12 protein-coding genes and 1 pseudogene are annotated in these 12,707 nt (G+C 60.5%); 8 read left to right on the top strand and 5 right to left on the bottom strand.

Annotated elements, in window-relative coordinates; translation table 11 throughout:
- Positions 1-245: 245 nt before the first annotated feature.
- Positions 246-632 (top strand): TIGR03067 domain-containing protein, encoded by a 387-nt coding sequence (locus ACP7A2_RS21400; RefSeq protein WP_426135834.1) that lies wholly within the window; start codon positions 246-248, stop codon positions 630-632.
- A gap of 138 nt (positions 633-770) precedes the next feature.
- On the opposite strand, the gene ACP7A2_RS21395 is transcribed toward ACP7A2_RS21400, so the two are convergent.
- A complete protein-coding gene (locus ACP7A2_RS21395) occupies positions 771-1,583 on the bottom strand; it encodes a class I SAM-dependent methyltransferase (protein WP_426135833.1) in 813 nt (270 codons plus the stop codon).
- 153 nt (positions 1,584-1,736) lie between these two features.
- Between ACP7A2_RS21395 and ACP7A2_RS21390 the strand changes: the two genes are divergently transcribed.
- The 3 genes from ACP7A2_RS21390 to ACP7A2_RS21380 all read left to right on the top strand — a co-directional run bounded on the left by ACP7A2_RS21390 (position 1,737) and on the right by ACP7A2_RS21380 (position 6,159).
- Positions 1,737-2,975: an MFS transporter gene (locus tag ACP7A2_RS21390; protein ID WP_426135832.1), complete on the top strand. Its 1,239-nt coding sequence runs from the start codon at positions 1,737-1,739 to the stop codon at positions 2,973-2,975.
- A gap of 142 nt (positions 2,976-3,117) precedes the next feature.
- Positions 3,118-4,704 carry an ABC-F family ATPase gene (locus ACP7A2_RS21385; RefSeq protein WP_375070204.1) on the top strand — a complete coding sequence of 529 codons (1,587 nt, stop codon included), beginning with the start codon at positions 3,118-3,120 and terminating at the stop codon, positions 4,702-4,704.
- 279 nt (positions 4,705-4,983) lie between these two features.
- Positions 4,984-6,159: an MFS transporter gene (locus tag ACP7A2_RS21380; protein ID WP_426135831.1), complete on the top strand. Its 1,176-nt coding sequence runs from the start codon at positions 4,984-4,986 to the stop codon at positions 6,157-6,159.
- Here ACP7A2_RS21380 and ACP7A2_RS21375 read toward each other — a convergent pair.
- Both ACP7A2_RS21375 and ACP7A2_RS21370 read right to left on the bottom strand, forming a co-directional pair.
- A complete protein-coding gene (locus ACP7A2_RS21375) occupies positions 6,153-7,190 on the bottom strand; it encodes an alpha/beta hydrolase family protein (protein ID WP_426135830.1) in 1,038 nt (345 codons plus the stop codon). The genes ACP7A2_RS21380 and ACP7A2_RS21375 overlap by 7 nt on opposite strands.
- A 241-nt stretch (positions 7,191-7,431) precedes the next feature.
- A complete protein-coding gene (locus ACP7A2_RS21370) occupies positions 7,432-8,043 on the bottom strand; it encodes an FMN-dependent NADH-azoreductase (protein WP_426135829.1) in 612 nt (203 codons plus the stop codon).
- A 126-nt stretch (positions 8,044-8,169) separates the two neighbouring features.
- On the opposite strand from ACP7A2_RS21370, the gene ACP7A2_RS21365 reads away from it, so the two are divergent.
- A complete protein-coding gene (locus ACP7A2_RS21365) occupies positions 8,170-9,078 on the top strand; it encodes a LysR substrate-binding domain-containing protein (RefSeq protein ID WP_426135828.1) in 909 nt (302 codons plus the stop codon).
- Between the two features lie 2 nt (positions 9,079-9,080).
- On the top strand, positions 9,081-9,431 hold the full coding sequence (locus ACP7A2_RS21360) for an MmcQ/YjbR family DNA-binding protein (protein WP_426135869.1): 351 nt from the start codon (positions 9,081-9,083) through the stop codon (positions 9,429-9,431).
- Here the strand turns inward: ACP7A2_RS21360 and ACP7A2_RS21355 are convergent.
- Both ACP7A2_RS21355 and ACP7A2_RS21350 read right to left on the bottom strand, forming a co-directional pair.
- Entirely contained in the window at positions 9,420-9,803 is a 384-nt protein-coding gene (locus tag ACP7A2_RS21355) for a DUF1294 domain-containing protein (protein ID WP_426135827.1), read from the bottom strand. The genes ACP7A2_RS21360 and ACP7A2_RS21355 overlap by 12 nt on opposite strands.
- A complete protein-coding gene (locus tag ACP7A2_RS21350; RefSeq protein WP_426135826.1) occupies positions 9,800-10,630 on the bottom strand; it encodes an undecaprenyl-diphosphate phosphatase in 831 nt (276 codons plus the stop codon). The genes ACP7A2_RS21355 and ACP7A2_RS21350 overlap by 4 nt, the downstream gene beginning before the upstream one ends.
- Before the next feature lie 229 nt (positions 10,631-10,859).
- Here ACP7A2_RS21350 and ACP7A2_RS21345 point away from each other — a divergent pair.
- Positions 10,860-11,639 (top strand): annotated as a pseudogene (locus ACP7A2_RS21345) (cache domain-containing protein); the annotation flags it as partial.
- Between the two features lie 66 nt (positions 11,640-11,705).
- Positions 11,706-12,494, top strand: a complete 789-nt coding sequence (locus ACP7A2_RS21340; protein WP_426135868.1) for a methyl-accepting chemotaxis protein — start codon at positions 11,706-11,708, stop codon at positions 12,492-12,494.
- Positions 12,495-12,707: the final 213 nt, after the last annotated feature.

The following is a 12,707-nucleotide window of genomic DNA, read 5'->3' as shown; positions in this document are numbered from 1 at the left end:
AGTCCGTCTTTTCGGAAATTGTTTCTGCCTCACGTCAGTGACAGATGAATGCTATGGAGCGTGTAGGAGCATTCACAAAGTGGTGCAGGGCGTACATCATCACACAACAGTCAAATCCCTGTCAGCTAGGGAATAAGTCCTATTGCATGGGTTCTGCATGGCCACTGTTACAATTGCGATAATTTTCTCGCTGGCTTTTAGTCAGCACACGCCACCTCGCCCCCGCTCAGCAATAAGGAATTTGCATGAAAACGCTTTCTGACCCCGACTATCAGGCGCTTCAAGGCACATGGGAGCAGACCTCTCTGGAAGACAGCGGCGTGCTTAACCCCATTGATGCGCATAGCGCGCCCGGGGCAATCACCACGATCACAGATGACCGATTCGAGGTGACCACCGTCACTGGCGATGTGTTGCTCGCAGGACGGTTTGTTCTGGACAGTGCCACCACCCCCAAAAGCATTACCTGGGTGGATTCCATCGGCGATGACGCGGGCAAGCCCTTGCCCGCCAGCTATTACCTGGATGCGCAGAATTTTGTGTTTATTGCGGCAGATGAAGGCATGCCGCGGCCAAGCGTCTTCAGCACCGGCCCCGGGCAAACCATGCGCACGTTTGTGCGCAGGGCCTGAGCTGGATCGCATCCGAACTTGCGACACGATTTTCACGCCCTCTTCACTTCTCGGCCTATAGGGTGAGGCCTACCTACTCCAGTGAATCACTTGGCCCGCCTCTCCTCGCGGGCTTTTTTTTGCGCGCGGGAAAGTGCTTCAGGCGTGTGCCTTGGTCGCGGTCAACGTGAAGCACAACGGCAGCTGTGCGGGTTGGTGCTCGTATTTGTCGTAGAGCTCTTCGCGGTTGGAATGTGGGTACTCCTGCAAATGCGTGATGCGCAGCTGCGCAGCAATTGCCCCACTGACCACACTTCCAAGGGTGTGCACGTACCAATAGGATGTCGGCCCGGCCTCCTCGGCCTGCCCTTCGTAAACAATGGAGGACTGCAGCACGAAGGGATCGCGCTGAAAATACGAACTGGCGGGCAGCATCGGGTTGGCAGCCAGGGGATCAAACATCTCCAGGAACGGATGAGTTTCGTAAATGACCAGAGTGCCGCCGGGCTTCAGGGTACTGGCCACATGACGCATAAACAGCGCCACATCCGGCATCCAGTTCATTGCACCAATTGTCACCAGAGCCACGTCAAACCGGCCGAGCAAGCGCTCGGGCAAGTGATGGATATCGGTTTCTACAAATTCAGGGCCGTAAGGCGAAGCCTCTGCCAGTTCACGTGCTTGCTGCAAGAAGGCGCCGGATTGATCGACACCCACCACAGAGCGGGCACCGAGGCTGAACAACGACAGGCTTTCACGGCCGTTGTTGCAGCACAGTTGCACCACGTCCTTGCCGGCGATGCCGACGCTTTCCAGGAGACCCGTGAGGGTCGCATCGAGACAGGAGAATTCGGCGTCAGCGACCGATTTCAGCAGCGTATTCCAGGTTGCGGTGCCTTTGTGCAGATGGGCAGATGCGTCCCAGGCGTCCTTGTTGCTGGTAATAGCCTGTTCAGCTGAGGGCATATCCATTGCGTCTCCAGAGCGTCAGTACAGCGGAAACCGAAAAATAAACCAAATACCTGACGGGTGAAACCCTCGGCATTCGGAAACTTATGGCAAACCCCACAGGTCACTAAACCCATACGTGTTCAGCCCCTGAACGCTGCTTTTGAAGACATTGCCGTGGCTCATCACTCCGACCTGCGCAGCACCCTGTCACTGGACAGCCTCAACTTTTTCCTGGCGGACGTACGCGACGGGCTCGGGCCGTACCTGGCGATCTACCTGTTGGCCGTGCACAAATGGGACCCGGCCAGCATCGGCGTGGTCATGACCCTGGCCGGCATTGCCGCCCTGCTCACTCAGGGCCCGGCAGGCGCGCTGATTGATCGCACCCGCAGCAAACGCGCAGTCGTGGCGACTGCCGCGATTCTGGTCACACTCAGTTGCTTGCTGTTGCCGTTTGTCAGTTCATTCAGTTGGGTGGCGTTGACCCAGGCGGCCAGCGCGGTCGCCGCGTCCGTGTTTGCCCCGGCCATTTCGGCCATCTCCCTGGGGATTACCGGGCCTCGCGCGTTCACGCGCCGAACCGGGCGCAACGAGACCTTCAACCACGCAGGCAACGCCGTGGCCGCCGTGCTCGCAGGCGGCCTGGCGTATTTGTATGGCCCAGTGGTGGTGTTTTACCTGATGGCCTTTATGGCAGTGGCCAGCGTTGTGGCGATCAGTTGTGTGCCGGCGTCGGCAATCGACCACGACGTGGCCCGGGGTTTTGACCCGGCGCACAGCGGCGATCATGAACAACCGTCCGGCGTGAAGGTGTTGCTGGCTAACCGCCCGTTGCTGATGTTCGCCGTCTGTTGCGCGCTGTTTCACCTGGCCAACGCCGCCATGCTGCCGCTGGTCAGCCAGAAACTGGCGCAGATCAACCTGCAGATGGCTACACCGCTGACCTCCGCGTGCATCGTCGCCGCGCAGTTGGTGATGGTGCCGATGGCCTGGCTGGTGGGGCTCAAGGCCGATGTGTGGGGGCGCAAACCGCTGCTGTTGGCGGGTTTCATGATTCTGCCGCTGCGCGGCGTGCTGTACACCTTGTCCAGTGACCCTTATTGGCTCGTGGCGGTGCAAATGCTCGATGGCATTGGCGCGGGGATTTTTGGCACGCTGTTCCCGGTGATCGTCAAGGACCTGACCCAAGGCACCGGGCGCTTCAACGTCAGCCTGGGGGCGCTGTCTACGGTCTTCGGCCTGGGCGCGGCGTTAAGCAGCAGCCTGGCGGGTTTTGTGGTGCAACAGGCTGGCTACAACGCCGCATTCCTGACCCTGGCGGGTGTGGCCGCTGCAGCCTTGGCACTGTTCTGGCTGGCAATGCCCGAGACCCTGCAAAAACCATCGTTCGCACGCATTACAACTGTCGCCTGACATATGCGACAATGCGCGCCAAATTCCAACACACATCCAAAATATTCTGCTCAGCGACCGGGTTTCGCGCCTTGATGTCGCTGTTGACGCATGCCTGAAGGCTCCTGCCGCCACGCTCGCAACCCATTGATAGGTAAAGTAATTGATCTCCACAGCTAACATCACCATGCAGTTCGGCGCCAAGCCGCTCTTCGAGAACGTCTCGGTCAAGTTCGGCGCCGGCAACCGTTATGGTTTGATCGGTGCCAACGGTTGCGGCAAGTCGACCTTCATGAAAATCCTCGGCGGCGACCTCGATCCGTCCGGCGGCCAGGTCATGCTGGAGCCGAACGTACGCCTGGGTAAACTGCGTCAGGACCAGTTCGCCTACGAAGAATTCACCGTGCTCGACACCGTGATCATGGGCCACGAGGAGCTGTGGAAGGTCAAGGCCGAGCGCGACCGTATCTACTCGCTGCCGGAAATGAGCGAAGACGACGGCATGGCCGTGGCCGAGCTGGAAACCGAATTCGCCGAGATGGACGGCTACACCGCCGAATCCCGCGCCGGCGAACTGCTGCTGGGCCTGGGTATTCCCCTGGAACAGCACTTTGGCCCGATGAGCGAAGTGTCCCCAGGCTGGAAACTGCGCGTATTGCTGGCTCAGGCGCTGTTCTCCGACCCGGAAGTGCTGTTGCTCGACGAACCGACCAACCACTTGGACATCAACACCATCCGCTGGCTGGAAAACATCCTGACCCAGCGTTCGAGCCTGATGATCATCATCTCTCACGACCGTCACTTCCTGAACAGCGTGTGCACCCACATGGCTGACCTGGACTACGGCGAGCTGCGCCTGTTCCCGGGCAACTACGACGAGTACATGACCGTGGCGACCCAGTCCCGCGAGCAACTGCTGTCGGACAACGCCAAGAAAAAAGCGCAGATCTCCGAGCTGCAATCCTTCGTCAGCCGCTTCTCGGCCAACGCCTCGAAAGCCAAGCAGGCCACCTCCCGCGCCAAGGCAATCGACAAGATCCAGTTGGCCGAAGTCAAGCCTTCGAGCCGCGTGAGCCCGTTCATCCGTTTCGAACAAAACAAAAAGCTGCACCGTCAGGCGGTCATTGTCGATCGCATGGCCAAAGGCTTCGACGGCAAGCCGCTGTTCAAGGACTTCAGCTTCCAGGTTGAAGCCGGCGAGCGCGTGGCGATCATCGGCCCGAACGGTATTGGTAAAACCACCCTGCTGCGCACCCTGGTCAACGAACTGACCCCGGACGCCGGCAGCATCAAGTGGACCGACGCCGCCGAGTTGGGCTACTACGCCCAGGACCACGCGTCCGACTTCGAAGACGACATGAGCCTGTTCGACTGGATGGGCCAGTGGACCCAGGGCGAGCAAGTCATCCGTGGCACATTGGGCCGCATGCTGTTCTCCAACGACGAGATCCTCAAGTCGGTCAAGGTCATTTCCGGTGGCGAGCAAGGCCGCATGCTGTTCGGCAAGCTGATCCTGCAAAAGCCGAACGTGCTGATCATGGACGAACCGACCAACCACTTGGACATGGAATCCATCGAAGCACTGAACCTGGCGCTGGAAAACTACCCGGGCACGCTGATTTTCGTCAGCCACGACCGTGAGTTCGTATCGTCCCTGGCCACCCGCATCATCGAGCTGAGCCCTAGCGGCGTGATCGACTTCAGCGGCACCTACGACGACTACCTGCGCAGCCAAGGCGTGGTGTTCTAACGAACCCACCCCCTGTGCTGAGCACGCTTGTTGTGGCGAGCAGGCTTGCCCTGCGTTGGGCTGCGCAGCGGCCCTAAAATCAAACACCGCGCTCTGCCAGGCAGAACGCGGTGTTTTTTATTGGGGCTGCTGCGCAGCCCAACGCAGGGCAAGCCTGCTCGCCACAACAGGCCTGCTCGCCACAAGAATCAACGTCACCCAAGAAAGTAGTTAGCCTGCTTTCCTTTCCCCCGCACCCTTGCCATCATGCCCTCACCGCCCGCCCGCGAACGAGTTCCCATGCCTGCCGCCGCCCCCACCTCACTGTCGGTCACCCTGCAGATCGTCTCCATCGTCTTCTACACCTTCATTGCCTTTATCTGCATCGGCCTGCCGATCGCGGTCATCCCGGGCTATGTCCACGAGCAACTGGGCTTCAGTGCCGTAGTGGCCGGGGTGACCATCGGCTCGCAGTACCTGGCCACCCTGCTCAGCCGTCCTATGGCCGGGCGCATGTCGGACAACGTCGGCACCAAGCGCGCGATTGTGTTGGGCCTTGCCGGGATTCTGGTCAGCGGCGTGCTGACGTTTTTTGCCACCCTGGTCGAGAGCATGCCCGCCTTGAGCCTCGGCATTCTGATCGTTGGCCGGCTGTTGCTCGGCGTGGCCCAGGGCCTCATCGGCGTGGGCACCATCAGTTGGTGCATGGACGCCGTCGGCACCGAACACACCGCGCGTTCGATTTCCTGGAATGGCATCGCCTCCTACGGCGCCATCGCAATTGGCGCGCCGCTGGGCGTGGTGATGGTCGCCGAATACGGCTACATCAGCCTTGGTCTCGCATTGTCGGTATTGGCGGCGCTGGGGTTGGTGTTGATCCGCAACAAACCCTCGGTACCCGTGGTGCGCGGCGAGCGCCTGCCGTTCTGGAACGTGTTCGGGCGCATCGCACCGTTTGGCGCCAGCCTGTGCCTGGCGTCAATCGGCTACGGCACGCTTACCACCTTTATTACCCTGTACTACCTCAATCGTGGCTGGACCGGCGCGGCCTACTGCCTCACGGTCTTTGGCCTGTGCTTTATCCTCTCGCGACTGGTGTTTATCTCGGCCATCAGCCGCTTTGGCGGGTTCAGTGCGGCGATTGCCTGCATGACCATCGAAGCCCTGGGCCTGACCCTGCTGTGGCTGGCGCCTACAACCGGGGTCGCCTTGATCGGCGCCGGGCTGACCGGTTTTGGCTTGTCGCTGGTGTACCCGGCGCTGGGCGTGGAAGCCATCAAACAGGTGCCCAACAGCAGCCGGGGCGCAGGGTTGAGTGCTTACGCGGTGTTTTTTGATCTGGCCCTGGCGATTGCCGGGCCATTGATGGGCGCCGTCGCGCTGAACCTCGGCTACGGCTGGATCTTCTTTTGTGCGGCGCTGCTGTCAGTCGCGGCGCTGGGCCTGACCGTGATGCTCAAACGCCGCGCTTATTGATCAGCCGTCTGCAAGCCAGCCCGAGTCGACAGGTCCAGGGTATGGAAGAAGAAGCGCCCCGCGGCTGAAATCAGGTCGCGGTGAATGCCTTCGCGGTCAACCCCGTCGGCATCCGTGCACACGGCCGGCATGGCGGCCAATTGATCACTGTCGCACGGCGCCATGAACACAAAGTGCCCCGCCCCGGCCAGCAGTTTGAAATCCGGAGGTTCGGGCAGCTTGCGCGCCAGGGCGGCGGCATTCTTGTCCACGGCCACCAGTTGGTCGCCATCGCCGCTGTAGAGCAGCACGGGCACGTGCACATCGGCGAGAGTGTGGCGGCCGAACATCAAGCTCAGCGGGGCCATCAGCATCAACGCATGAATGCGCGGGTCGGCGTGCGGTTGCAGGTCGTCACGGTCGACCACCAGCTCGCCTTTGGTGGTGCAGGCATCTCGGTCTTCCGGGCGTTCCTGGCAATACCGGCGCAGGCGGTCAAAGTCAGGTTTGGCACCGGCCAGGATCAACGCGGTTTCGCCGCCGGCCGAATAGCCGATCACGCCCACTTGATCAACGTTGACGAACGGCGACAGCATCGGATCGCCGAGGGTGGCGGTGATCGCTTCGGAAATCTGTATAGGCCGCCCATACAAGTTGCTCACGGTGCCCAGGCGGCTGTGATCCTTATAGTTGTCGCCAGGATGGAGCACGGCCACCACCACGAAACCCTTGCGTGCCAGGGACGTGGCCAGGTCGTGCAGGGCCAATGGAGTGCCCGTGTTGCCGTGGGACAGCATCAACATCGGAAAACGCCCCATGGCGACTTTGGCGTCTTGAGTGGCCGCGACATGGTAAGGGCCCAACTGCGTCGAGTGCTCATCGTCAGTGGAGGGGTAAAACGCGATGGCGTTCATCGGCTGCGAATCCAGCGGGTCGAGGAATGTCATGCGATGAAAGCCCACACTCCAATGCGGGTGCGGCGCGGGGGCGGCTTGCACTGAAATCAGGCCACCGAGCAAGGAAAGAACCAAAACAGCACAAAGACGCATCATGGGGATGTCCACCTTTGCTGCGCAGCTACGTTCAACATCCGCGGCATGTCTAGTTGAAAAGTCCATGGTTCAAGGCGCTCGCACCGGGTGATATACCCATGCGTGCATAACCTGGGCCAAAGTAAAGACAGCGGGCAAACGAAAAAACTCCGTATTCCGGTCGTTTTGAGGCGATCAGAATACAGAGTTTAGGCGCCCTGTTTCAGATTGAAACCGGGCACAGGCCAAATTTACACAAGCCTTACGCGGCGGCGAACAATTGTTCGCTGATCACTACGTTGGCGTCGCTCAGGGCCTTGGCGCGGAACTCCTCACCATAGGCCAGGCCCTGGGCGCGGACGAATTCGATGTCAGTGATGCCAAGGAAGCCAAACACCAGCTTCAAGTACTCTTCGTGACCCACATTGCTCGGCTGGCCAGCATGCAGGCCACCTGCGGTGGACACGATGATCAGTTTTTTGCCGCCGCACAGGCCTTCAGCGCCCGCCTCCGAATAACGGAAGGTTTGGCCGGCGACCGCGATGCGGTCGATCCAGGCCTTCAACTGGGAAGGCACCGAGAAGTTGTACATCGGCGCGCCGATCACCACGGCGTCGGCAGCGATGAATTCGGCCAGCGACGAAGCGCTCAGCTCAGCTTCATGCTGTTGTACAGCGTCACGCAATTCGGCCGCGGTGCCCAAAGCACCCAGGGTCAAGCCGGAAAAGTGGCTGATGCCTTCGCTCGCCAGGTCACGGTAAGTCACTTCCACACCTGGCTGAGCCGCTTGCCAGGCCTTGACCACACCGGCGCTGAGCGCGCGGGAAGCCGAGTTGTCGCCGAGGATGCTGGAATCGATATGCAACAGTTTCATGCGGGATCTCCAAATGAGGATCGCGACGTGGCGATCAAGTGAGGTTGATCCTACAGATGAAACCAATAGTCGATTAGAGGGCGAAATTGCGATAGTTTGTCCTATAAACAGGACAGTAGGCAGACCATGCAAGACCTTAACGACCTCTACTATTTCGCCAAAGTCGTGGAAGCAGGCGGTTTCGCGGCGGCCGGACGGATGCTCGGAATACCCAAATCACGCCTGTCTCGACGCATTGCCGAGCTTGAAGAGCGCCTCGGCGCCCGCTTGCTGCAACGCACGACCCGGCAATTGACCCTCACCGCCGTCGGTGAGCGCTACCTGCGCCATTGCCAGGCAATGCTGCTGGAAGCGGAGATGGCCGATGAGGCCGTGGCCAGCATGTCCAGCGAACCTCGTGGGCGGCTGCGGGTCAGCTGCCCGGTGGGCATGGCGCAGCACATGATGCCGGGGATTGTCGCAGGCTTCCTCGCCGCGCACCCGCATGTGCAACTCGATATGACCCTGGTCAACCGCCGCGTAGACCTGGTCGCCGAAGGTATAGACGTCGCCCTGCGCGTTCGCGAGCTGGGGGACGAAGACCCGCTGTTGGTGACCAAGCGCTTGCGCCAGGCCCAGACCATCCTGGTCGCCAGCCCCGAGTTCATGCAGGGTCGGCAGATCAACTCCGTCGACGACCTCAAGCAACTGCCGCTGTTGGGCGCATTGGACGCCGACCGCCTGGTGCATCTGCGCCTGATAGACACACAGGGCACTATTGAGGAATTGGCCATGGAGGCACGCCTGGGCATCGAGGATTTCATCGTGCGCAAATTCTGCGCCATTCAGGGGCTGGGCTTCACCGTACTGCCGATGATGTATTGCGAAGCGGAACTGGCCAGCGGCCAATTGGTGCGATTACTGCCGCAATGGTCACTGCCCGGCGGTTGGCTGCAGGCGGTTTACCCGCATCGGCGCGGCGTTTCGCCAGCTATTCGGGCCTGGATCGATTACCTGGAAGAAGGCTTTAAAGGCTGTGGGGACCGTTTGCTATGAACATGACCGAAGCGCAAGTCGCCGCGTTCTGCCTGAGCCTGCCCGGCGCGCGGGAAGACTACAAATGGGGCGGTGTGCGCGTGTTCTCGATTGCCGGCAACAAGATGTTTGCCCTGCAAAACCTGCGTGGCGAATCGTTGGCCTTTAAAGTCGACAAGGAATTGTTTCTGGGCCATGTCGACCGCCCCGGCATCCACCCGGCGCCGTATCTGGCGAGGGCGCAGTGGATCATCATGAACACGCCCTACCCGCTGGGCGCCGAAGAACTGCGTGGCTTGTTGCAGCGCTCCCATCAGTTGGTGGTGAGCAAACTGCCCAAGCGCACGCAGATCGGCTTGCGTCTAGAGGATTGAAAGCAGCGTGCCGCCGAGGAACAGCTGGTCCAGCCAAAACACCTGGTGCAGCAGCACGATCACCCAGAACAGCACCTGATAAGACACCTTGCGCGTCTTGTGACGGAACACTTGCTGGGCGATCAGCGCCCCCGGCCAACCACCGGCCAGCTCCACGGCGTGCAGGATGTTTTCCGGCGTGCGCCGGCCTTCGGTTTGCGCCTTGTGCTTGTCGTGCCAGTACAGCACAAACGCCACCACGCTGACCACGCCGTACGCCACTAGCGGTATGACCGTCTCACCGCGATGCCACAACAACGCCGAACCCAGCAGCGGCGCCGCGCACAGCAGCACAAAGATCAGCGCTTTCAGACGCGGGTGCTGGATGTTCAAGGCTTGACCGCCGACCAGTCGATCCAGCCGAACTGCCAGGTCGCCAAAATCACCAGGCCAAACGCGATGCGGTACCAGGCAAACGCTGCGTAGCTGTGGCTGGCGATGAATTTGAGCAAGGCCTTGACCGCGATCATCGCGAAGATGAACGAGGTGACAAAACCGATGGCAAATACCGGCAGGTCATCCGGCTGGAACAGGTGACGGTATTTGTAGCCCGAATACAGCGCTGCACCGACCATGGTCGGCATGGCCAGGAAGAACGAAAACTCGGTGGCGGTTTTACGCGACAGGCCGAACAACAGGCCGCCAATAATGGTCGCGCCCGAACGCGAGGTGCCCGGAATCATCGCCAGGCATTGAGCAATACCGACCTTGAGCGCGTCTTTCCAGGTGATCTCGTCCACGGTTTCAGCATGCACTGCGTGTTGACGACGTTCAGCCCAGAGCATAATGATGCCGCCCACCACCAGGGCCGTGGCCACGGTGATCGGGTTGAACAGGTAGTGCTTGATCAGGTCGGCAAAAATCACCCCCAACACCACGGCCGGCATCACGGCAATGATCAGGTTGACGGTGAAGCGTTGCGAGGTGCGCTGGGTTGGCAAGCCGATGACCACGTCGAGGATCTTGCGCCGAAACTCCCAGACCACGGCCAGGATCGCGCCCAATTGAATGATGATGTTGAACGCTTCAAAGCGCTCGCCGCCGAAGCCGATCAAGTCGGCGACGATAATCTGGTGCCCGGTGCTGGAGATCGGCAAAAACTCCGTCAAACCCTCTACCACGCCAAGAATCACTGCCTGTATGGCGGTCCACAAATCCATATTTCCCCCAAAGGTCATGCGCGTGGCATGCCTCGTTAGTCTTTTTTAGTCGTTCACTGACGAAGGCGCGCTGAAGGCCAGGCATCGATTGATCAATGCCGGACTGCAAAAATTCCGTGAAAAATCAGGCAGTACTCAGGTTTTTCGCACGCTGGCCGAAAGCCTATCAGACGCGCCGGAAATGTCGAAGCAGCACCCACAATTATAAAAAGCATGGAGTGACAGGACGATGAACAGTTTGCGCAGCATGTCGATCAGCCGTCGGTTGTGGCTGATCCTGATAGTCGCCGTGTTGATGCTGCTGACACTGGGGCTGTTGATGCTCAAGCAGATCCACGACGACCTCTACCAGGCCAAGCGCCAGCAAACCCAGCACGTGGTGCAGACCGCCAGCGGCGTGCTCGACTATTACCAGCACCTGGAAAAAACCGGCGTGCTGACCCGCGACGCCGCGCAACAGCAGGCCTTGAGCGCCGTACGCGGCCTGCGCTATGACCACGACGACTATTTCTGGATCAACGACCTGACCCCCGTGATGATCATGCACGCGGCCAACCCCAAGCTCGACGGCCAGAACCTTTCGGCCATTCGAGACCCGGACGGGTTTGCGGTGTTCAACGAATTTGTGAGCCTGGCCAAGGCCAAGGGCGCCGGCATCGTCAACTACCGCTGGCCGAAACCCGGTGCGCAGGCGCCGGTGGAAAAAACCTCCTATATCCAACTGTTCGAGCCGTGGGGCTGGATTATCGGCTCCGGGGTGTACGTGGACGACGTGCAGGCCGAGTTCAACGGCCAGGTGTGGAAGGCCTCGCTGATGGGGCTCGTCATTGCCATGGTTATGGCCCTGCTGGTGGTGCTCATCGCGCGCAGCATCGTGCGGCCGTTGCAGGCGGCGGTGAACGCCATGGCCGATATCGCCAGCGGTGAAAGCGACCTGACCCGCAGCCTCGAAACCCATGGGCGTGATGAGGTGACCCAACTGTCCGAGCATTTCAACAGCTTCACCGCCAAGCTGCGCCAAGTGGTCAGCCAGCTGCAAGTGTGCGCCAACGCGCTGGGGCAGTCCTCGACCGAGATGGGAGACAACGCCACCCAGGCGCACAACCGCAGCCAGCAGCAGTCGGAGCAGATGGAACTGGTTGCCACGGCCATCAACGAGGTGACCTATGGTGTGCAGGACGTGGCGAAAAATGCCGAGCACGCCGCCAGCGAAATGCGCGACGCCCAAGCTCAGGCGCAGCAGGGCCAAGTGAACATCGACAGCAGCTTGCAGCAGATCGACAGGCTCTCCAGCACGATCAGCCAGGCCGTGGACGTGATCCGCACCCTGTCCAGCGAAAGCACGCAGATTGGCGGCGTGCTGGAAGTGATCCGCTCGATCGCCGACCAGACCAACCTGCTGGCCCTCAACGCCGCCATTGAAGCGGCGCGCGCCGGTGAGCAAGGCCGGGGGTTTGCGGTGGTGGCCGATGAAGTGCGGCTGCTGGCGCAGCGTACGCAAAAATCGACCGCTGAAATTCAGGTGATGATCGAGCGTTTGCAGGGTCATTCGGAAGCGGCGGTGAAGGTAATCAGCGACAGCCACAGCGCCTCGCAATTAACCATCGAACAAGCGGGCCAGGCGGGTGAGAGCCTCAACGCTATCGGCCAGGCATTGCGTAACCTCAATGGGCTGAATGCATCGATTGCCAGCGCCACGTTGCAACAGGCGCATGTGGTGGAAGACATCAATCAGAATGTCACCCAGGCTGCGGGGTTGTCGCATAGCACGGCGTTGGCGGCAGAGCAGTCGAGTGTGGCGAGCGCGCAATTGCGTGGGTTGAGTGAACAGCTGGGTGGGTTGTTGCGCCAGTTTCGGGTTTAACACGAAGCACGTGTGGGAGCTGGCTTGCCTGCGATGGCACCAACTCGGTTTGCCTGAGGTACCCAGGTGCCTGCATCGCAGGCAAGCCAGCTCCCACAGAGAAGCAGAATTGTGAGGTTATGAAAGTTGTACTCAGTCAAAACTGTGGGAGCGGGGGGGGGGGGGGGCGCGGGTGGGGGGGGCGTGGTTTTGGGGGTGGTTAGACACCACAAG

It is taken from the genome of Pseudomonas sp. PWP3-1b2 (genome assembly GCF_049896045.1).
GTDB classification, from domain to species: Bacteria; Pseudomonadota; Gammaproteobacteria; order Pseudomonadales; family Pseudomonadaceae; genus Aquipseudomonas; species Aquipseudomonas antarctica_B.
This window is presented reverse-complemented; position numbering and strand designations above follow the sequence as displayed.

Coding starts and splice junctions, on each gene's coding strand:
- ACP7A2_RS21400 (WP_426135834.1), top strand. CDS start 246: ATGAAAACGCTTTCTGACCCCGACTATCAGGCGCTTCAAGGCACATGG.
- ACP7A2_RS21395 (WP_426135833.1), bottom strand. CDS start 1,583: ATGGATATGCCCTCAGCTGAACAGGCTATTACCAGCAACAAGGACGCC.
- ACP7A2_RS21380 (WP_426135831.1), top strand. CDS start 4,984: ATGCCTGCCGCCGCCCCCACCTCACTGTCGGTCACCCTGCAGATCGTC.
- ACP7A2_RS21375 (WP_426135830.1), bottom strand. CDS start 7,190: ATGATGCGTCTTTGTGCTGTTTTGGTTCTTTCCTTGCTCGGTGGCCTG.
- ACP7A2_RS21370 (WP_426135829.1), bottom strand. CDS start 8,043: ATGAAACTGTTGCATATCGATTCCAGCATCCTCGGCGACAACTCGGCT.
- ACP7A2_RS21365 (WP_426135828.1), top strand. CDS start 8,170: ATGCAAGACCTTAACGACCTCTACTATTTCGCCAAAGTCGTGGAAGCA.
- ACP7A2_RS21360 (WP_426135869.1), top strand. CDS start 9,081: ATGACCGAAGCGCAAGTCGCCGCGTTCTGCCTGAGCCTGCCCGGCGCG.
- ACP7A2_RS21350 (WP_426135826.1), bottom strand. CDS start 10,630: ATGGATTTGTGGACCGCCATACAGGCAGTGATTCTTGGCGTGGTAGAG.
- ACP7A2_RS21340 (WP_426135868.1), top strand. CDS start 11,706: ATGGGAGACAACGCCACCCAGGCGCACAACCGCAGCCAGCAGCAGTCG.